This window comes from Streptomyces lienomycini (assembly GCF_027947595.1).
GTDB classification, from domain to species: Bacteria; Actinomycetota; Actinomycetes; order Streptomycetales; family Streptomycetaceae; genus Streptomyces; species Streptomyces lienomycini.
In genome coordinates this window covers 7,563,159-7,581,880 of sequence record NZ_CP116257.1, presented here as the reverse complement: position 1 = coordinate 7,581,880, position 18,722 = coordinate 7,563,159, and the positions used below count along the sequence as shown (strand labels likewise).

Annotated in this window: 17 protein-coding genes and 1 pseudogene; 9 read left to right on the top strand and 9 right to left on the bottom strand. The window is 73.2% G+C overall.

What is annotated here, in order from left to right; genetic code table 11:
* Positions 1-3: 3 nt before the first annotated feature.
* On the bottom strand, positions 4-1,158 hold the full coding sequence (locus BJ961_RS34610) for a CHAD domain-containing protein (protein ID WP_271416711.1): 1,155 nt from the start codon (positions 1,156-1,158) through the stop codon (positions 4-6).
* Positions 1,159-1,425: 267 nt separating this feature from the next.
* Positions 1,426-3,669 (bottom strand): RNA degradosome polyphosphate kinase, encoded by a 2,244-nt coding sequence (locus BJ961_RS34605; RefSeq protein ID WP_271416710.1) that lies wholly within the window; start codon positions 3,667-3,669, stop codon positions 1,426-1,428.
* 214 nt (positions 3,670-3,883) lie between these two features.
* Between BJ961_RS34605 and BJ961_RS34600 the strand changes: the two genes are divergently transcribed.
* From BJ961_RS34600 to BJ961_RS34580, 5 genes are all read left to right on the top strand, one after another.
* The gene (locus tag BJ961_RS34600) at positions 3,884-4,426 is read left to right on the top strand and encodes an RNA polymerase sigma factor (protein ID WP_271416709.1); all 543 of its coding nucleotides are present in this window, start codon (positions 3,884-3,886) and stop codon (positions 4,424-4,426) included.
* Positions 4,423-5,286 (top strand): cupin domain-containing protein, encoded by an 864-nt coding sequence (locus BJ961_RS34595; RefSeq protein WP_271416708.1) that lies wholly within the window; start codon positions 4,423-4,425, stop codon positions 5,284-5,286. Before BJ961_RS34600 ends, BJ961_RS34595 begins: the two co-directional genes overlap by 4 nt.
* Positions 5,287-5,374: 88 nt before the next feature.
* Positions 5,375-6,235, top strand: coding sequence for an ABC transporter ATP-binding protein (locus BJ961_RS34590; RefSeq protein ID WP_271416707.1), 861 nt, complete (start codon positions 5,375-5,377; stop codon positions 6,233-6,235).
* The gene (locus tag BJ961_RS34585) at positions 6,232-7,752 is read left to right on the top strand and encodes an ABC transporter permease (protein ID WP_271416706.1); all 1,521 of its coding nucleotides are present in this window, start codon (positions 6,232-6,234) and stop codon (positions 7,750-7,752) included. Before BJ961_RS34590 ends, BJ961_RS34585 begins: the two co-directional genes overlap by 4 nt.
* On the top strand, positions 7,749-8,375 hold the full coding sequence (locus tag BJ961_RS34580) for an ABC transporter (RefSeq protein ID WP_271417260.1): 627 nt from the start codon (positions 7,749-7,751) through the stop codon (positions 8,373-8,375). Before BJ961_RS34585 ends, BJ961_RS34580 begins: the two co-directional genes overlap by 4 nt.
* 85 nt (positions 8,376-8,460) lie before the next feature.
* Here the strand turns inward: BJ961_RS34580 and mshD are convergent, their stop codons facing one another.
* Positions 8,461-9,390: a mycothiol synthase gene (gene mshD, locus BJ961_RS34575; protein WP_271416705.1), complete on the bottom strand. Its 930-nt coding sequence runs from the start codon at positions 9,388-9,390 to the stop codon at positions 8,461-8,463.
* 208 nt (positions 9,391-9,598) lie between these two features.
* Between mshD and BJ961_RS34570 the strand changes: the two genes are divergently transcribed.
* Positions 9,599-11,446, top strand: a complete 1,848-nt coding sequence (locus BJ961_RS34570; protein WP_271416704.1) for a bifunctional metallophosphatase/5'-nucleotidase — start codon at positions 9,599-9,601, stop codon at positions 11,444-11,446.
* A 209-nt stretch (positions 11,447-11,655) separates the two neighbouring features.
* Here BJ961_RS34570 and BJ961_RS34565 read toward each other — a convergent pair whose 3' ends face one another.
* Complete coding sequence (locus BJ961_RS34565) at positions 11,656-11,880, bottom strand: Imm49 family immunity protein (RefSeq protein WP_271416703.1); 225 nt, start codon at positions 11,878-11,880, stop codon at positions 11,656-11,658.
* Positions 11,881-12,199: 319 nt separating this feature from the next.
* Between BJ961_RS34565 and BJ961_RS34555 the strand changes: the two are divergent.
* The 3 genes and pseudogenes from BJ961_RS34555 to BJ961_RS34545 form a co-directional block, all read left to right on the top strand.
* A pseudogene (locus BJ961_RS34555) lies at positions 12,200-12,403 on the top strand (hypothetical protein); the annotation flags it as partial.
* A 65-nt stretch (positions 12,404-12,468) separates the two neighbouring features.
* Positions 12,469-12,756 (top strand): hypothetical protein, encoded by a 288-nt coding sequence (locus BJ961_RS34550; protein ID WP_271416701.1) that lies wholly within the window; start codon positions 12,469-12,471, stop codon positions 12,754-12,756.
* Positions 12,753-13,151: a hypothetical protein gene (locus BJ961_RS34545; RefSeq protein ID WP_271416700.1), complete on the top strand. Its 399-nt coding sequence runs from the start codon at positions 12,753-12,755 to the stop codon at positions 13,149-13,151. The genes BJ961_RS34550 and BJ961_RS34545 overlap by 4 nt, the downstream gene beginning before the upstream one ends.
* Here BJ961_RS34545 and BJ961_RS34540 read toward each other — a convergent pair.
* The 5 genes from BJ961_RS34540 to BJ961_RS34520 form a co-directional block, all read right to left on the bottom strand.
* Positions 13,142-14,593: a sensor histidine kinase gene (locus BJ961_RS34540; RefSeq protein WP_271416699.1), complete on the bottom strand. Its 1,452-nt coding sequence runs from the start codon at positions 14,591-14,593 to the stop codon at positions 13,142-13,144. The two genes, BJ961_RS34545 and BJ961_RS34540, sit on opposite strands and share 10 nt — an antisense overlap.
* On the bottom strand, positions 14,590-15,330 hold the full coding sequence (locus tag BJ961_RS34535; RefSeq protein WP_271416698.1) for a response regulator transcription factor: 741 nt from the start codon (positions 15,328-15,330) through the stop codon (positions 14,590-14,592). Before BJ961_RS34535 ends, BJ961_RS34540 begins: the two co-directional genes overlap by 4 nt.
* Positions 15,331-15,421: 91 nt before the next feature.
* A complete protein-coding gene (locus BJ961_RS34530; protein ID WP_381158695.1) occupies positions 15,422-16,477 on the bottom strand; it encodes a S1C family serine protease in 1,056 nt (351 codons plus the stop codon).
* Between the two features lie 151 nt (positions 16,478-16,628).
* A complete protein-coding gene (locus tag BJ961_RS34525) occupies positions 16,629-17,651 on the bottom strand; it encodes a LacI family DNA-binding transcriptional regulator (RefSeq protein ID WP_271416696.1) in 1,023 nt (340 codons plus the stop codon).
* Between the two features lie 42 nt (positions 17,652-17,693).
* Positions 17,694-18,503, bottom strand: a complete 810-nt coding sequence (locus BJ961_RS34520; protein ID WP_271416695.1) for a response regulator transcription factor — start codon at positions 18,501-18,503, stop codon at positions 17,694-17,696.
* Positions 18,504-18,722 lie beyond the last annotated feature (219 nt).

Sequence of the window (18,722 nt, the reverse complement as noted above, 5' to 3'; positions counted from 1 at the left end):
GTCCTACGGCAGCCTGATCGGTTCCTTGCGCCAGCTGTGCTGGAACGCGTACCGCGCCGCCTCCACCTCATGCCGCTGGTCGGCGTGGAGCACGCCGAGCGCGTACGCCGTCGCCGGGGCGATGCGCGGCGTACGGGCGGCCTGGGCGGCGGCCGCGGCGGCCTCGGAGGCGTCGCGGTGGCGGTCCAGGGCCTCACCGGCCGCGAGGAGGCGTACGTCCACCGTGTCCTCGGCGCTCCCGGCGCTCCCGGCGTCCCCGCCGGCCAGTGCCTCCAGGGCGTAGCGGTGCAGGCGCAGCAGCAGGCGGACCTGGTGCCACGGGGCGTCCTGGGGGTGCGGGGCCGGGTCGGGCGAGAGCCCGTGGACCAGGGCCTGGGCGTTGTACGGACTGCCGGCGGCGACCAGCGGCAGCGCGGCCACCGCGTCGGTGAGGCGCCCGTGCGCGGCGGCGGCCAGCGGGCGCAGGTCGAAGGGCGCGGTCTCGGGGGCGGTGGCGCGGCCGGGGTGGCCGGTGAGGCGCAGGGGGACCTCGCTGGCGAGCAGGGCGACCTTGTCCGCCACGGCGTGGAAGCGGCTGCTGCCCAGTGCCTGGAGGGCCGTGGAGTGCGCCCGGGTGCGGGCCAGGGTCAGCTGCCGGTCGAGCAGTGCGCCCGCCTTGGCCGCGCCCACCGTGAGGTTGCCGCGGTCCGGGGGCGCCTGGCGGACGACGGGCACACCGGTCGGCACGGTGGCGGCACCGGAGGCCCGCCCCAGCGGTCGCGGGGCCGGGAGCGCCGACGAGCCGGACAGTCGGTGCAGGGCCTGGAGCAGCCGTTCCAGGCGGGACGCGTGGGCGTGTTCCAGCGCCAGCGTGCCGGACAGCCAGGCCAGCTCGGGGCGCATGCCCTCCGCCCAGTCGGGATCCAGCAGCGGCTGGAAGGTGTGCAGGGTGCCGCTGATGCGGCGGGCCGCGCGGCGCAGGGCGCGGGCCGCGTCCACGTCGTCCTCGGCGGCGGCCGGGCGGCCGGGGCCGGACGTGCCGTTCGTGCCCGGTCCCGTCCCCGGCGCCGTGCTCGTCCCCGGACCCGACTCGCGGTGCCGGCGCAGGGCGCGCAGGAACTCCGTGGCCTGGGCGCGCAGGTAGGCCGCCAGCGCGCCGGTGTCCTGGTCGGCGGCCACGGCGGCCGGGAGGGGCGCGTGGTCGCGTGCACTCCGGCGCGCGGGTGCGCGCCCGCGTGAAGGTCCGCACCCGCGCCGGGGCCCGCGCCCGGGCCCGCGCCGGGGCCCGGGTCCGCCGCCGGGGCCGTGCCCGCGGGGGCCGTGCCCGTGGTCGCGTTCGCGTGCGTGCCCGTGCCCGTGCTCGCGTTCGTGTGCGCTCCTGTGTTCGTGTTCGCGTTCGCGTGCGCGCGTGGCGGCGGTCCGGTGGTCGCCGCGGGGTCCGTCGGGTCAAGGTGTCGCTGTGCCACGCCGGCGCCTCCGGGCGTCTATGAGCATCTCCTGGATGTTGCGCAGGGGCTGGCCGTCCGCGTCGGTGGCGTGCCGGGTCCAGTCGCCGTCCGGGCCGAGGTGCCAGGAGGCGGTGGTGTCGGACATGCCGTTCTCGAGGAGGCGGTTCAGGGCCGCCCGGTGGGCCGGGTCGGTGACCCTGACCAGGGCCTCGATCCGGCGGTCGAGGTTGCGGTGCATCATGTCGGCGCTGCCGAACCAGACCTCGGGCTCGCCGCCGTTGCCGAAGGAGAAGACCCGGGAGTGCTCCAGGAAGCGGCCGAGGACGGAACGGACCCGGATGTTCTCCGACAGGCCCGTCACTCCCGGGCGCAGCGCGCAGATGCCGCGTACCCACACGTCGACCGGCACGCCCGCCTGGGACGCGCGGTAGCAGGCGTCGACCACGGCCTCGTCGACCATCGAGTTGACCTTGATGCGGATGTAGGCGGGGCGCCCGGCCCGGTGGTGCTGGATCTCCTTGTGGATGCGGGAGACCAGGCCGTCGCGCAGCGACTTGGGCGCGACGAGCAGCCGGCGGTAGGTCTCGCGCCGGGAGTAGCCGGAGAGGCGGTTGAACAGGTCGGAGAGGTCCGCGCCGACCTGCGGGTCCGAGGTGAGCAGGCCCAGGTCCTCGTAGAGGCGGGCCGTCTTCGGGTGGTAGTTGCCGGTGCCGACGTGGCTGTAGCGGCGCAGCGTCTCGCCCTCCTGCCGTACGACCAGGGAGAGCTTGCAGTGGGTCTTCAGGCCCACCAGGCCGTACACGACGTGGCAGCCGGACTCCTCCAGCTTGCGGGCCCACTTGATGTTGGCGGACTCGTCGAAGCGGGCCTTGATCTCCACCAGGACGAGGACCTGCTTGCCCGCCTCGGCCGCCTCGATGAGCGCGTCGACTATGGGGGAGTCGCCGGACGTCCGGTACAGCGTCTGCTTGATCGCGAGGACGTCCGGATCGGTGGCCGCCTGCTCCAGGAACGCCTGAACGGAGGTGGAGAAGGAGTCGTACGGGTGGTGGAGCAGGACGTCCTTGGAGCGCAGCGCGGCGAAGATGTCCGGCGCGGACGCGGACTCCACCTCGGCCAGGTCGCGGTGGGTGCCCGCGACGAACTTCGGGTACTTCAGCTCGGGCCGGTCGATGCTGTGGATGCGGAAGAGGCCGGTGAGGTCCAGGGGGCCGGGCAGCGGGTAGACCTCCGCCTCGCCGATCTTCAGCTCGCGCACCAGGAGGTCCAGCACCTCGCGGTCGACGGACTCCTCGACCTCCAGGCGGACGGGCGGGCCCAGACGCCGCCGCATCAGCTCCTTCTCCAGGGCCTGGAGGAGGTTCTCCGCGTCGTCCTCCTCCACCTCCAGGTCCTCGTTGCGGGTGAGGCGGAAGGTGTGGTGCTCCAGGACCTCCATGCCCGGGAACAGCTCCTCCAGGTGGGCGGCGATCACGTCCTCGATGGGGACGTAGCGGCCCGGGGAGGCCTCCAGGAAGCGGGAGAGCAGCGGCGGGACCTTGACGCGGGCGAAGTGGCGGTGGCCCGTGACCGGGTTGCGGACGACGACCGCGAGGTTGAGGGACAGCCCCGAGATATAGGGGAAGGGGTGGGCCGGGTCGACCGCGAGGGGGGTGAGGACCGGGAAGATCCGGTGCCGGAAGAGGGTGAACAGGCGGGCCTGCTCCTTCTCGGCGAGTTCGCTCCAGCGGACCAGGTGGATGCCCTCCTCGGCGAGCGCCGGGGCGACGTCCTCGTGGAAGCAGGCGGCGTGCCGGGCCATGAGTTCGCGGGAGCGGGCCCAGATCATGTCCAGGACCTCGCGGGGCTGGAGGCCCGAGGCGGAGCGGGTGGCGACGCCGGTCGCGATCCGGCGCTTGAGACCGGCGACGCGGACCATGAAGAACTCGTCCAGGTTGCTGGCGAAGATGGCGAGGAAGTTGGCCCGCTCCAGGAGGGGCGTGCTCGGGTCCTCGGCGAGTTCGAGCACCCGTTCGTTGAACGCGAGCCAACTGCGTTCGCGGTCCAGGAAACGCCCCTGGGGGAGCCGGGCGCCGCCGTCCTGGGACTCCTCCTCCGACTCCTCGTACGCGTCGAGGTCGGCGTCGATGTCCGGCTCCAGTCCGGAGACCGCGGCGGCCACGGTCTCCGGGCGGTGCGCCGCGATGGAGCCCACGGAGGGCTGCGTGTGCTGGACCTCTGCCTGGCTGTTCGGCTGCCTCATGAACCCATTCTTCCGCGCCACGCGCGTGTCAGGCGCGTCGGAGGGCACGGAAGGCTCGGGCTCGGTCGGCTTCATTCGGTGAGCGTCGCAAGGCTGTCTGAATCAACGGTTACGGGGACATGACGTGCGGGATAGCGGCGGGCCTCCGGAAGGTCGCCGCGAACTTCCCTGAGATCGTGTGAACCGGTCGGCCGGGCTCGTGCGATGAGGAGATGTGAGCGAAACGAGAAGCGACGGGGAGCTGCTGCGGGCCGTCGCGGCGGATGCCGACCGGCGTGCCTTCGAGGAGCTGTACCGCCGGTACGCCCCGTGGCTGACCGCCCGCATGCGCAGCCGCTGCGCCGACGCCCCCATGGTCGACGACGTGGTGCAGGAGACCTTCCTCGCGGTGTGGCGCGGCAGCGCGCGGTACCGGGAGGAGGGCGACGTGGCCGGGTGGCTGTGGCGGATCGGGTCGCGGCGGCTGATCGACGGGCTGCGCGGCGACGGTGCGCGCGGGCGGCTGCGGCAGGCGCTGGCGCGGCTGCGCCACCGGGACGAGGTCTCGGCGGAGGAGCGCGTCCTCGCCGGGGTCGAGCACGGTGATCTCGCCGGTGCGCTCATACGGCTGTCGCCGGAGCTGCGCGCGGTGCTCCAGGCCACCGTCGTGGACGGGCTGACCACCCGTGAGGCGGCCGTCCTGCTCGGCATCCCGCCGGGCACGGTCAAGACGCGGGCGATGCGTGCCCGCCGACAGCTGCGGGAGGCGCTGGCATGAGAAACGAGGACAGCCGTCGCCGGGACACCTGGCACGTGGACGAGGAAGACCTGCGGGCCTACGCCCGGGGGGAGCTGGCGGCACCCGCACTCTGGTCCGCCGACGCCCATCTGACCTCCTGCGACACCTGCCGCGGTGTCCTCGCCGAGGTGAGCGACACCGCCGCGCTGGACGCGGGCTGGGAGCGGCTCGACGCCGAGCTGGACGTGCCCCGTCCGGGCCGGTTCGAGAGGCTCCTGGTGCGGTGCGGCGCGGGCGACGGCACCGCGCGGCTCCTCGCGGCTACCCCCATACTGCGCCGGTCCTGGTTCGGCGCGCTCGCCGCCGTGCTGCTGGTCACCTTCCTCGTGGCCGTCTCGGCCGGAGCCGCCGGCCGGCCCGTCCTGTTCCTGGCCTGCGCGCCCCTGCTGCCGCTGGTCTCGGTGGCGCTCGCCTACGGGCCCGCGCTGGACCCCACGTACGAGATGGCCGTCGTCTCGCCGATGCACGGCTTCCGGCTGCTGATGATCCGTACGGTCGCCGTGCTCGTCGTGGCGCTCGGTGTGGGCGGACTGGCAAGCCTCGCCCTGCCGGGGTACGGGCCGGCCGCCCTGGCCTGGCTGCTGCCCGGGCTCGCTCTCACCGCGACCGGGCTCGTGCTGACGCCCCGGCTCGGTCCGGTGATCGCGCCGTCCGTGCTCGTGGGCGCCTGGGCCGCCGTGCTGCTCGCCGCGGACGCCGCCCGCACGTCCGAGGACGGCGTGCTGGCGCCGTTCACCGCGGCCGGACAGGGCGTGTCCATGCTCGTGGCGGCGGTGGGCGCCGGGCTGCTGTTCCTGTTCCGCGACCGGTTCGACGTCTCCGCGCGCGGCACCGTGTGAGCCCCGCCCCCGCACCCACCCCCGCACCCACCCCCGGCCCCTCCCCCGGCCCCTTCCCTCTGACCCCTTTCACGTACGGGAGTTCCGTATGACCCCCACTGTTTCCGCGTCCGGGCTCAGCCTCCGCTACGGACGCACCCGCGCCCTCGACGACGTGTCGCTGAAGCTGGCCCAGGGCGTCACCGGGCTGCTCGGGCCCAACGGCGCCGGGAAGACCACGCTGCTGCGCGTGCTCGCCACCGCCGTGCCCGCCGACCGGGGGGAGTTCAGCGTGCTCGGGCACGACCCCAGGACCTCGCGCGGCCGGCAGGAGGTGCGGCGGCGGCTCGGGTACCTGCCGCAGGCGCCCGGCTTCCACCCCGACTTCACCGCCTTCGAGTTCGTCGACTACGTCGGGATCCTGAAGGAGCTGGCGGACCGTCGGGAGCGGCACCGCGAGGTGCGGCGCGTCCTGGAGGAGGTCGACCTCGGGGACGTGCGCGGGCGCCGGATCAAGAAGCTGTCCGGAGGCATGCGGCAGCGGGTCGCGCTGGCCGCCGCGCTGGTCGGCGACCCGGGGTTCCTGGTGCTCGACGAGCCGACCGTCGGTCTCGACCCCGAGCAGCGGATGCGGTTCAGGGAGCTGATCGCCGGGGCGGGGGAGGGACGGACCGTGCTGCTGTCCACCCACCAGACCGAGGACGTGGCGATGCTCTGCCACCGGGTGATCGTCATGGCGGCCGGGGCGGTGCGGTTCGACGGGACCCCGGCCGAGCTGACGGCGCGGGCAGCCGGCCGGGTGTGGAGCAGCAAGGAGAAGGACCCCGGCGCCAGAGCCGGATGGCGCACCGGCACCGGCTCCTTCCGTAACGTCGGCGACCCGCCCCCCGGTGCCGAGCCCGCCGAACCCACCCTGGAGGACGGCTACCTGCTCGTCCTCGACGACGCGGACACGGAGGTGGCGGCGTGAGCGCCGCACTGGTGGAGGAGGCCCTGCCCGTACGGGCGCCGCTCCGGGAACGCCGGACGCGGGCCGTGCTCGCCCTGGCCCGGTTCGAAGCCCGCCGGCTGCTGCTGAGCATCCCCGTCGTCATCGCCTTCGTGGCGTACGTCGCGTGGATCGTCTGGCGCACCCGGGACTCCTCGGACGGCAACCCAGCCCTCCAGGACGCCGACCGCGCCACCCAGTCCATGCCGATGCTCGTCGGCCTGGCCGTCCTGCTCTGCGCCGCCCGCGCGGTCGTACGCTCCGAGCGGTACGGCACCGAACCCCACTTCTCGGTGCTGGCCCTCCAGCCCTGGCACCGTGCGGCGGCCCACGCGCTGTCCGTCGTACCGGCCGCCCTGCTCACCGCCGTGTGCGTGGCCGGGCAGTTCACCTGGGAGGCGCTCAAGCCGGGAGCGATCGGGCACGGTTCACCGGCCGAGCTGGCCGTGGGGCCGCTGACGGTGCTGGCGTTCGGGGCGCTCGGGGTGCTGCTCGGCCGGCTGACACGGTCGGCGTTCGCCGCGCCGCTGCTGGTGGTCCTGCTGCTGTTCGCCTTCGTCCTCGGTACCGCGCCGAGCGAGGCGAGCGGGTTGTCCTGGCTGGCACCGGTCGTCTCCGTCACCGGCCCCGACACCCTGCCCTCCGACCTGCTCGGGCGCCCTGCCGCCTGGCACGCCCTGTACCTGGCGGGGGCGGCCCTGTGCGTGGCCTTCCTCGCGACGGCCGTCGCCGGCGGGCGCGGCGCGGCCGTCCGGGCGGGCCTCGCCCTGAGCCTCGCCGCGGCGGTGACCGGCGGAATCCTCCAGGCCGAGGGCGCGACCGCCTCGCCGGAGCTGACCGCGGCCCGTGAGCGTGCCTCGGTGCGCCCCGAGCTGACCTGCGCCGAACACGGCCGGTCGACGTACTGCGCCTTCCCCGAGTGGGGGCCGCGCACCGGCGCCTGGGCCGCAGTCGTGGACCACGTCCAGTCCCTGGCCGGCGGCTCCGCGCACCAGCGGCCGCTCGAAGTGCGCCAGCGGATCGACGCCCGGTACGGGCCGGGGACGGACGCCGCGATCCCCGCACTGACCGACGCCCACCGGGTGACCGTGGGCACCGCCTGGGGCGGCAACCGGGTCCCCGAGTTCTCCAGTGCCGTCGCCGCCGTCCTCGTCGCGGGCACGGAGGCGGCGGGCAGCGAGATCTGCGACGGGCGGATGGTCACCGTCATGTGGCTCTCCCTGAGCTGGCAGGACGACCCGATGGACGCCCTGCGCCGGGTCCGCCTCGACGACAGTGTGAAGGGGGCGGCGATCGTCCTGTCGCCCACCGACCCGCTGTCCATGACGGAGGGCCAGACCGACGTCGTACGGCGCCTGCTGGAGAAGCCGACCGCCGGCACCGGGGCGCGGGTGAAGGAGCACTGGGCCGAACTGACCGCGCCGGGCGTCACGACCGCCCGCGCCGCCGAACTGCTGGGCGTGGCCGCTCCGAAGAAGGCGGACTCGTGCGAGGAATGACGGTGGACCTGATCGGGCCCGTGTGGCGCACGCTTCCGTGGCGGGCCCTGGGGGCGGCCGGGGCCCTCGGCCTGCTGGTCGCCGGCACCCCCCTCGCCACCGGCGCCGAACCGGCGCCCTGGCAGACGCTGCTGCTGCTCCGGGGCGTCGCCCTGATCGGTGCGCTCGGCCTGGCCTTCCTGCTGGACGACCCGGCCCGCCACCTCACCGTGCCCGTCCCGACCCGGCGGCCGGTCCGGCAGGCGCTGCGGCTGGCCCTGGTCGCGCCGCTCGCCGCGCTGTGGTGGACGGCCGTACTGCTCCTGACCCCCTCGGCGTCCCGGCCCCCGGTCGGTGCGACGACCCTGGAGGCGGTGGCGGTGGCCGCCCTGGCGTTCGCCTCCGCCGCCCTGGCGGTACGGCTGACGGACGAGACGCGTCCGGGGCCGTTCGTCGCCGCGTCCCTGCTGCTCATAGCCGTGCTCGCCCCCCTCCTCGCACCGGAGGGGTGGGCGCTGTTCGTCCAGGCCGACGATCCGCGCTGGCCCGTCGCGCACGACCGGTGGGCGGTGCTGGCGGTGGCGGTGGCCGTGGTGGGCGCGGTGTGCGGGCCGGAGCCGTTGGGCCGCAGGACCGGTCGCTGAAGCGCCGGGACCCGCGCGTGCCCGCGCCCGCCCCCGTCCCCCCGTCCCCCCTGCCCCCTGCCTCCGCGGCTTCGGCGGAGAGGGCTCAGGTCTCCGTGCGGTACATGAGGTCCGTCTCGTGGGTGACGAATCCGAGGCGCTCGTAGACGGACACCGCGGCCTTGTTGTCCGCGTCGACGTACAGCATCGCCGTGGGCAGCCCCCGTCCCTCCAGGTGCCGCAGGCCGATCGTGGTCAGGGCCTTGCCCAGGCCGCCGCCCTGGGTGTCGGGGCGGATGCCGAGGACGTAGACCTCGCCCAGCCCCTCCTCGGCGTGCTCCTTGGTCCAGTGGAAGCCGATCAGCTCGCCGTCGCGCTCGGCGAGGAAGAAGCCCGCCGGGTCGAACCACGGCTCGGCCTTGCGGTCGTCGAGGTCGCGCTGGGTGAGCGAGCCCTGCTCGGGGTGGTGGGCGAAGGCGGCCGCGTTCACGGACAGCCAGGCCGCGTCGTCCTGGCCGGGCACGAAGGCGCGTACGCTCACGCCCTCCGGCAGCCGCGGTTCCGGCAGGTCCAGGTCGGCCAACGGGCGCCGCATCTGACGCAGTTCGCGGAAGAGGGCCAGCCCGAGGACCTGCGCGAGATGCCGGGCGGCGGAGTGGCCGCCGTGTGCCCAGACCCGCAGCCGCTTGCCGGAGGCGGCGAGCAGCGCCGAGCCCAGTGCCCGTCCGTGCCCCTGGCCCCGGTGCGAGGGGTGCACGACCATTTCGGCGGCCGGCGGCTCGACCGGGTCGGTGCCCTCCAACTGCGCGTAGCCGACGAGTTCACCGCCCTCGACGGTGAGCAGGAGATGCGCGATGCCCTCCCGCGCGGGCCCGCGCAGGTGCAGCCTGCCCTGCTCGGACACGGCATGCTGCCCGTCGTTCCGGGCCGCCTCGGTGAGCAGGGCGAGGACGGCGTCGGTCTGCTCCGGGGCCAGTTCGGCAAGGGTCTCGATCGAGCGGGGGCGGCCGGGCCGCACAGTGTCGTCGCTGGTCATGGATACGAGCGTAAAGGGCGGACCCGGCAAAGCGGCGGCAGCGGACGGGGACCAGGACGGGGACCAGGACGGGGATGAATGCGCGGGGGAAGTTAAACCAGGCTGTAACCCGGAAGCCCCTGTCGCGCTACGCGCGTTGACTCTAGGCTGCTGCGCCGACGAGCCGTCTCCTCAGCGGCTCGCGCCACGCACACCCACAGGGGGGCGCATGTCAGCCACCACAGCACAGCCGCACGAGCCGCGCCGCAGACGTCGTACGAGCCGTCTGCTCGTCGCGGCCGCCACCGTCGTCACCGCCGGGGCGCTCGCCGCGGCGGCGCTGCCGGCGTCGGCGAGCACGGGCGGAGCCGACCGCGGTCACGGCGGCCACGGCCACGGCCACGGCCACGGACATGGCCAGGGCCGCTACCAGGACGTCCAGCTCCTCTCCTTCAACGACCTGCACGGCAACCTGGAGCCGCCCGCCGGTTCCTCCGGCCGCGTCACCGAGGTCCAGCCGGACGGCACGACGAAGACGATCGACGCGGGCGGCATCGAGTACCTGGCCACCCACCTGCGCGAGGCCCGTAAGGGCAACCGCTACTCCGTCACCGCCGCCGGCGGCGACATGGTGGGCGCCTCCCCGCTCCTGTCCGGCCTCTTCCACGACGAGCCGACCGTCGAGGCGCTGAACAAGCTCGACCTGGACGTCACGAGCGTCGGCAACCACGAGTTCGACGAGGGCGCCAAGGAACTGGCCCGCCTCCAGAACGGCGGCTGCCACCCCACCGAGGGCTGCTACAGCGACACGAAGTTCAAGGGCGCCGACTTCCCGTACCTCGCGGCCAACGTCCTCGACGAGAAGACGAAGAAGCCGATCCTCAAGCCCTACTGGGTGTGGAAGCAGAACGGCGTCAAGGTCGGCTTCATCGGCGTGACCCTGGAGGGCACCCCGAACATCGTCTCGGCCGAGGGCGTCAAGGGCCTGCGGTTCAAGGACGAGGTCGAGACGATCAACAAGTACGCCGAGGAACTCCGGCGCCAGGGCGTGAAGTCGATCGTCGCCCTCATACACGAGGGCGGATTCCCCGCCTCGTCCTCCTACAACTACGACTGCGACTCCCCGGGCGCGGGCGACGGCATCTCGGGCCCGATCGTCGACATCGCCGAGAACGTCACGCCGCAGGTCGACGCGCTGGTCACCGGCCACACCCACAACGCGTACGTCTGCACGATCCCCGACCCGGCGGGCAACCCCCGCATGGTCACCTCGGCCTCGTCCTTCGGCCGCCTGTACACGGACACGACGCTGACGTACGACCGCCGCACGGGTGACATCGCCCGTACGTCGGTGAAGTCGGCGAACCACGTCGTCACCCGTGACGTGCCGAAGGCGCCGGACATGACCCGGCTGATCGACCGGTGGAACACCCTCGCCGCCCCGATCGGCAACCGCCCCGTCGGCTACATCTCCGGCGACATCGACCGGAACGGCACCGAGTCCCCGCTCGGCGACCTGATCGCCGACGCGCAACTCGCGTACGGCAGGACCCAGGACCCGGAGACCGACCTGGCCCTGATGAACCCGGGCGGCATCCGCGCCCCGCTGACCTACACGGCCTCCGGCGCCGAGGGCGACGGTGTCGTCACGTACGCCGAGGGCTTCACGGTCCAGCCCTTCGCCAACACGGTGAACCTGAAGGACTACACGGGCGCCCAGCTCATCCAGGTACTGAAGGAGCAGGTCAGCGGCCCGAACGAGGCGGCCCCGAAGATCCTCCAGGTCTCCTCCGGCCTGACCTACACCCTGGACCTGACGAAGACGGGCGCGGACCGCGTCGTCACGGACTCCATCTGCCTGAACGGTGCGCCCGTCGATCCGACGGCCACCTACCGCGTCGCGTCGAACAGCTTCCTCGCGGGCGGCGGCGACGGCTTCACCACGCTGGGCGAGGGCGCGAACGAACTCGTCGGCGCGGACGACCTGACGGCGCTGGAGCAGTACCTGACGGCCAACTCGTCGGCGACCGCCCCGATCGCCCCGCCGGCGGCCGACCGGATCACGGTCGTCCAGTAGCCGGCCGGCCACCGGCCGCGGGAGTGCACCGTGCCGTGGCGCGGTGCACCCCCTTCGAAACGAGGACGAATGGCGTGTGATGTTCACGGTGCGCTCTCATGAGCGGGGTGTGAACAAGTCGGCCCGAATCGTCCTCGTTTTCAAGCGACCAGGGCAAGGCGGCCTGTGCCGCCGGCCCCACCACGGGCCGACCTCTGCCGTCCGGCCGGCTAGAAGGGTTCGGCGGCCCGCAGGAGGTCCCGCGGGAGGTAGGGGGATTCCACGCGGATCTCCCAGCCGCGGCGGCGGGCGTGGCAGGCCAGGGCGAGGACGTCGAGGTCGAGTGAAGCGTCCGGACCGTCGGCGCGGTCCGCGACCTGGTAGTGGGCGCGGTGGGCTTCGAGCGCGTCGGCCAGGGCCGACGCGGACCTCGAAGCCGTCGCCGACGCCCTCATCGGCTCCGTCCTCTACCAACTCCTCACCCGCACCGACGACACAGCGCCTCAGCGGGCCGAGCACCTGCTCGACGTCCTGCTGGCCGGACTGCGCCCCGTCACCAGGGACCAGCCTGGACGCGCTCCCCGCGACTGACCGAGTCGCGGAGTACGTCCTCCAGGGACTCCGGCGCCCTGGTCAACGCGAACCGCACCGCCCGCTCACCGGCCTTCCGATCGGCCAGCACCGCCCTGGCACCCGTGAGTACCTGCTCGCCCGAGTCCAACTGGGCCTCCTCGATGTCGTCCGCGAGCCGGGAGAGCCGGACTCAACGGCGCTTCGCTGGCCGGCACCCGGCTGGAGGGTGCCGACCTGTCCCGTGCGTCAGTGCGGGAGACGTCCTTCAAGGCGGTGATCGACGAGCACACGATCGTGGCCGGGCTCTCAGGCACGCTCTTCGGCCCCGCGGTCATCGACCAGGCAGGCGTGCGACGCGAAATCGACGGGCTCGACCTAAGGGGTCAAGCGGACGGCGTGCCGTAGGCACCCTCGGGTGGCGGGAGCGGCGGACGGCGGCCTTCTGGCCGTGAGGTGACTATGGTGGGGCCATGGCAGAGAACACGACCATTCAGGTGTCCCGCCAGGCCCGCGACCACCTCGCGCAGGTCGCCAAGGAGCGAGGCATGACCCTCGGCCAGCTGGTCGAGCAGCTGGCCTCGGAGCAGCCGACGGCGGAGCAGATCGCGGAGCGGGTGGCGGCCACGCGCACGGTGCTGCGTGAACGGCTGGGCTGCACACTCAGCGACGAGGAGTTCGAGAACGGACCGAACGTGCTGGCCAACATCTACGCGATGGCGGCGGACAAGACCCGGGCCCTCGGGGATCAAGCCGCGTGATCATTCTCGACGCGGGCGCGGCCCTGGCGCTCGCCCATGGCCACGAGGCCCTCCACCGCCTCGCCGACAACGTCGCTCACACGCCGGGTGACTGGCTGCACCTCCCGGCGCTGTGCCTCATGAAGGCCGAGGAGAGCGAGGCGAACGTCGCAGGCGCGCTGATGGCGCTTCCGGGCCTGCACGTCGATCCGCTCGGCCAGGTCGCGGCCATCACGGTCGGCGGGATGGTGCGGGACGGCTGGGGTGGTTCCGATACGTGTCACGCGCTCTACGTGGCGACGCCACACCTGGACTCGGGGGGCATGTCGATCATCCTGACCGGGCAGGAGGATCTCTACCCACCGGGCTTCCTCACCGTCGGCATCGACGCTCCCGGCATGCTCGGCTACCACTGACCCCCGTCGGCCGCGTCCACCTCCGGCGGCGGTACCGGCGCCCCCGGCAGCCGTACGGTCGCCACCGTTCCGCCACCGCTGTCCTCGGCCGCCCGAGTCAGGCTCACCGTGCCACCCGCCTGCTGCACGGTCCGGGCCACGATGGACAGGCCGAGGCCCGAGCCGGGCAGGGCGCGTGCGCTCGGGGAGCGCCAGAAGCGGTCGAAGACGTGAGGGAGTTCCTCGGCGGGGATGCCGGGGCCGTGGTCGCGGACGGTGAGGACGCCGTCGGCGAGGCGTACGTCGACCGTGCCGGCGTCCGGGCTGAACTTCACCGCGTTGTCCAGGATGTTGACGACCGCGCGTTCCAGGGCGGCCGGTTCCGCCCGTACGTACCAGGGCCGGACGTCCGCGTTGATCGTCAGCTCGGGGCCGCGCAGGCGGGCACGGCGCAGGGCCGACTCGACGACGTCGTGCCACGCGAGGATGCGGGTGCGGCCCTCGTGCTGGCCGGTGTCGGGGCGGGAGAGTTCCTGGAGGTCGCCGATGAGCGCGGCCAGTTCCGTCATCTGGGCCTTCACCGAGGCGAGGAGCGCCTTGCGGTCGGCCTCCGGGATCGGGCGGCCGGTCTCCTCGCTGCGGGTGAGGAGTTCGATGTTGGTGCGGAGCGAGGTGAGGGGCGTACGCAGCTCGTGGCCCGCGTCGGCGATGAGCTGCTGCTGCAGGTCGCGGGAGCTGGCCAGGGACGAGGTCATGCTGTTGAAGGAGCGGGAGAGACGGGCGATCTCGTCGTCGCTGTCGTCCTCGACGGGGATGCGGACGGCGAGGTCCTCGGTGCGGGCGACGTGTTCGACGGCGCGGGTCAGTTCGTCGACGGGGCGCAGGGCGGTCCTGGCCACCCAGAGGCCGGCGGCGCCCGCGCCCACGACACCGGCGCCCGCGACGAAGACGAGCACCAGCGCGAGGTTGCTGAGCGAGCTGTTCACCTCGCTCAGCGGTCGCGCGGCGGACACCGCGACGCCCGGGAGGTCGGGCACGGTGTAGGTGAAGACCCGGTACTGGGTGCCGTTGGAACCGGTGGCGTCGTGCAGCGCGCTGGTGGAGGATCCCTCGGCCACGGCGCGGTCGGCGTCCGTGAGCGGCACCTCCTCCGTGCCGATGATGAGGCAGTTCGAGTTCTGCCGGGCCACCAGCTGCACGGACGAGCCGTAGGGGTTCTGCTCGTGCGTGAGCGGGTCGTGGGCGCAGAGGCCGGTGCGCAGGTTCACGTACTGGCTCACCTGATCCCTGTCCATGCGGTTCGCCTTCAGGGCCTCGTCCAGCGAGCTGACCAGCACGCTCTTGACCACGAACCAGCACGCGATCGCCGCCGCCGCCACCGCGAACGCCACCGCGGCCGCCACCAGCAGCGACAGCCGCGCCCGGATGGGCAGCGCCCGGACCCGGCGGGCGAGGGCTCTCACTCGGCGCCGCCCTGCCGCAGGACGTAGCCGACGCCGCGGACGGTGTGCACGAGGCGCGGCTCGCCGCCGGCCTCGGTCTTGCGGCGCAGGTACATGACGTACACGTCGAGGGAGTTCGACGACGGCTCGAAGTCGAAGCCCCACACCGCCTTGAGGATCTGCTCGCGGGTGAGGACCTGGCGCGGGTGCGCCATGAACATCTCGAGGAGGGTGAACTCCGTGCGGGTCAGTTCCACCGGCCGCCCGCCCCGCCGTACCTCGCGCGTCGCCAGGTCCATGGACAGGTCGGCGAAGGCCAGCACGTCGTCGTCCTCGGCGGTGGCCAGGGCGGCCGGGGCGTAGGAGCTGCGGCGCAGCAGCGCGCGGATGCGGGCGAACAGTTCGTCCAGCTCGAAGGGCTTGACCAGGTAGTCGTCGGCGCCGGCGTCGAGGCCGGTCACCCGGTCGCCGACCGTGTCGCGGGCCGTCAGCATGAGGATCGGCGTCAGGTCGCCCGCGCCGCGGATCCGGCGGGCGGCGGTCAGGCCGTCCATGCGGGGCATCTGGATGTCCAGGACGACGAGGTCGGGCCGGTACGCCGCCGCCTTCTCCAGGGCGTCGGCGCCGTCGACGGCGACCTCGGTGTCGTATCCCTCGAAGGCGAGGCTGCGCTGGAGGGCTTCGCGGACCGCCGGCTCGTCGTCGACGATCAGGATGCGCTGGATCTCACGGTCGCGGTCGCCGTCTGCGGGGCTCATGGTCTGGGAATCCTCGGATGCGGTGGGTACGGGGGCTGCCAACGCCTTCAGCGTCGCACGTTCTCCGGCCCGGTCAGTGGCTCGTGCCCGGTCAGTTGTTCGCGCCCGCTCGCAGTGCGGGCAGGTCGGCCTTCACCGTGTTGACCGGGATGGCGAAGCCGAGGCCCACGCTGCCCGCGCTCGCGGAGGACTCGGTCGCCGAGTACATCGCGGAGTTGATGCCGATGATGTTGCCGTTCATGTCGATCAGCGCGCCGCCGGAGTTGCCCGGATTGAGGGACGCGTCGGTCTGGATCGCCTTGTACGTCGTCGTGGACGATCCGGTGTCGCCGTTGAACTCCTGGCCGCCGAACTCGAACGGCCAACCGCCGCCCTGTCCCTGCCGCTGCTGCTGCTGCTGTTGCTGCTGGCCCTCGTCCGTGGAGACGGTCACGTCGCGGTCGAGCGCGGAGACGATGCCGCTGGTCACGGTGCCGGTCAGGCCCTCGGGGGAGCCGATCGCGACGACCTGCTGGCCGACGTTCAGGGCCTCGGAGTCGCCGAGGGTCGCGGCCTGGAGGCCAGAGGCGTCGTCCAGCTTGATCAGCGCGAGGTCCTTCTTGCTGTCGGTGCCGACGACCTGGGCGGTGTACTGCTTGCCGTCGCTGGTGCGCACCTTGACGGACGAGGCGCCGGACACGACGTGGTTGTTGGTGATGATCTCGCCGTCGTCCGTGATGATCACGCCGGAGCCGGTCGACGATCCGGCGTTCGAGGTGGCGCTGATCTCGACGATGCTCGGGCTGACCGCCTTCGCGACCCCGGAGACGGTGCCCTTCTGGCTGGAGGGCACCACGTTGGTGCTGGTGGAGCCGGCGACGACGGTGTCGCCGCCGGTCAGCTCCTGGATGCCGTACGCCGTGCCGCCGCCGACGGCCGCCGCGACGATCGCCACGGCCACGAGCAGGGCGGCGGGGCCGCGCCGGGCCGACCGCTTCCGGTGCGGCTGCTCGGGCTGCTCGGGCTGCTCGGGCTGCGTGGGGGGCGCGGGCGGCTGTGCCGGCGGGGGCGGCCATGCGGGGTTGACGGGAGAGGAGGCGTGCTGAGGGGTCCCCTGGTAGGGGTTCGCGTGCTCGTACTCGCCGTTGTGGCGGAGGCTCTCGGTCATGTCCATGAGCTTCCCGCCCCCGTATGAGAGCGGCCTGAGTGCTGTCTGAGAAGCCCGGCAGAACCTCGTATGCCCGATGTAAGGACGACCGTCGGCGCCCCGCCGGGCGCCCCTGCACGACGCCCCTGCGCGACGCCCCTGCGCGACGCCCCTACGCGCAGCCGCAGGACTGCCGCAGCACCAGCTGCGACGGGAACAGCTTCAGCCGTTCGCGCCGGGAGCCCGCCACGCGCAGGCCGTCGTCCAGGACCAGGTCCACGGCGGCCCGCGCCATCGCCGACCGGTCCGAGGCGACCGTCGTCAGCGGCGGGTCGGCCAGGGCGGCTTCCTTGATGTCGTCGAAGCCCGCCACGGCCAGCTCGCCCGGCACGTCGATGCGCAGCTCGCGGGCCGCCCGCAGCAGGCCGAGCGCCTGGTCGTCGGTGGAGCAGAAGATCGCGGGCGGCCGCTGCGGCCCGGCCAGCAGCTCCAGGCCCACGCGGTACGCGTCGTAGCGGTTGTACGGCGCCTCGAAGAGCCGGCCCTCGGTGGACAGCCCGGCCTCCTTCATCGCGCGCTTCCAGCCCTCGACGTGGTCGGAGACCGGGTCGCCGACGGACGGCGTCTCGGCGGTGCCGCCCATGCAGGCGACGTACGCGTACCCGTGCTCCAGCAGGTGGCGTACGGCGAGCTGGGCGCCGCCGAGGTCGTCGGTGACGACGGCGACGTCGTCGATGGCCTCGGGGCGTTCGTGCAGCAGGACGACCCGGGCGTCCCAGGCGTCGATCTCGGCGGCGGCGTTGTCGTTCAGCGCGTGGCTGACCAGGATGAGGCCGGAGACGCGCATGCCGAGGAAGGCACGCAGGTAGTGGACCTCGCGCTCGCCGACGTAGTCGGAGTTGCCGACGAGCACCATCTTGCCGCGCTCGGAGGCGGCCCACTCGACCGCGTGCGCCATCTCCGCGAAGAACGGCTGGCGCGCGTCCGGCACGATCAGGCCTATGAGGTCCGTGCGCCGCGACGCCATCGCCTGGGCGACCCGGTCGGGGCGGTACCCCAGCTCCTTGATCGCGGCGAGTACACGCTCGCGCGTGGCCGGGGCGACCGGCCGGGGTCCGTTGTTGATGACATAGCTGACGACGGCGGTCGAAGTCCCCGCCAGTCGCGCCACGTCATCCCGAGTCACCTTGGCCACGCGCGGAGTCTACGCGGATGGACCCGCTCCGGGCAGGGAGTATCACACCTTGGATGACCTCGCGGCCGCCGCCTCGTCCTTCCCGGACCGCGCCTTCTCGGACCGCTCCTTGTCGGGCCCCTCCGTCGCCGCGCGCTGCTCGCCCTTCTCGCCCTTCTCGCTCTTCTCGCCCTTCTCGGGCTTCTCCGGCGTGACGAAGCGGTAGCCGACGTTGCGGACGGTGCCGATCAGCGACTCGTGCTCGGGGCCGAGCTTGGCGCGCAGCCGCCGTACGTGCACGTCGACCGTGCGGGTGCCGCCGAAGTAGTCGTAGCCCCACACCTCCTGGAGCAGCTGCGCGCGGGTGAACACCCGGCCCGGGTGCTGGGCGAGGTACTTCAGCAGCTCGAACTCCTTGAAGGTCAGGTCCAGGACCCGCCCCTTGAGCTTGGCGGAGTACGTCGCCTCGTCCACCGACAGGTCGCCGTTGCGGATCTCCATGGGGGAGTCGTCGCCGCCGATCTGCTGGCGGCCCGTGGCCAGCCGCAGCCGGGCCTCGACCTCGGCGGGACCGGCGGTGTCCAGCAGCACGTCGTCGATGCCCCAGTCGGCGGTGACGGCGGCGAGGCCGCCCTCGGTGACGACGAGGACCAGCGGACAGCTGAGCCCGGTGGACCGCAGCAACTGGCACAGGCTGCGGATCTGGGGGAGGTCGCGGCGGCCGTCGACGAGGATGACGTCGGCGCCGGGGGTGTCGACGAGGGCGGGGCCCTCGGCCGGGGCGACGCGTACGTTGTGCAGCAGCAGGCCGAGGGCGGGGAGCACCTCCGTCGACGGCTGGAGGGCGTTGGTCAGGAGCAGTAGGGAACTCATCGCGCCCCACCTGCCTGGGACGGTTTGTGGTCGTGCCCGGTTCGCTCGCCCATAACGTCTGGTTCCTCCTGGGTCCCTGCGAGGACGTTTGCGGCACTGCTTCGTACAGGTTCGTGCGGATGCGGAGTCCGTGCCCGTGGGCTCCGCCGCGCGTCCGGGAGGTGAACGCCGGGTGAGCGCCCGGCACCGCTCCCGAAAGCACAAAAGGACCCGGGGGCT

What these genes read in the sequence shown, in the direction of transcription:
- BJ961_RS34605 (WP_271416710.1), bottom strand. Translation starts at nt 3,669, where the DNA reads ATGAGGCAGCCGAACAGCCAGGCAGAGGTCCAGCACACGCAGCCCTCC.
- BJ961_RS34595 (WP_271416708.1), top strand. Translation starts at nt 4,423, where the DNA reads ATGAGAAACGAGGACAGCCGTCGCCGGGACACCTGGCACGTGGACGAG.
- BJ961_RS34590 (WP_271416707.1), top strand. Translation starts at nt 5,375, where the DNA reads ATGACCCCCACTGTTTCCGCGTCCGGGCTCAGCCTCCGCTACGGACGC.
- BJ961_RS34580 (WP_271417260.1), top strand. Translation starts at nt 7,749, where the DNA reads ATGACGGTGGACCTGATCGGGCCCGTGTGGCGCACGCTTCCGTGGCGG.
- mshD (WP_271416705.1), bottom strand. Translation starts at nt 9,390, where the DNA reads ATGACCAGCGACGACACTGTGCGGCCCGGCCGCCCCCGCTCGATCGAG.
- BJ961_RS34570 (WP_271416704.1), top strand. Translation starts at nt 9,599, where the DNA reads ATGTCAGCCACCACAGCACAGCCGCACGAGCCGCGCCGCAGACGTCGT.
- BJ961_RS34565 (WP_271416703.1), bottom strand. Translation starts at nt 11,880, where the DNA reads ATGAGGGCGTCGGCGACGGCTTCGAGGTCCGCGTCGGCCCTGGCCGAC.
- BJ961_RS34550 (WP_271416701.1), top strand. Translation starts at nt 12,469, where the DNA reads ATGGCAGAGAACACGACCATTCAGGTGTCCCGCCAGGCCCGCGACCAC.
- BJ961_RS34535 (WP_271416698.1), bottom strand. Translation starts at nt 15,330, where the DNA reads ATGAGCCCCGCAGACGGCGACCGCGACCGTGAGATCCAGCGCATCCTG.
- BJ961_RS34530 (WP_381158695.1), bottom strand. Translation starts at nt 16,477, where the DNA reads ATGACCGAGAGCCTCCGCCACAACGGCGAGTACGAGCACGCGAACCCC.
- BJ961_RS34520 (WP_271416695.1), bottom strand. Translation starts at nt 18,503, where the DNA reads ATGAGTTCCCTACTGCTCCTGACCAACGCCCTCCAGCCGTCGACGGAG.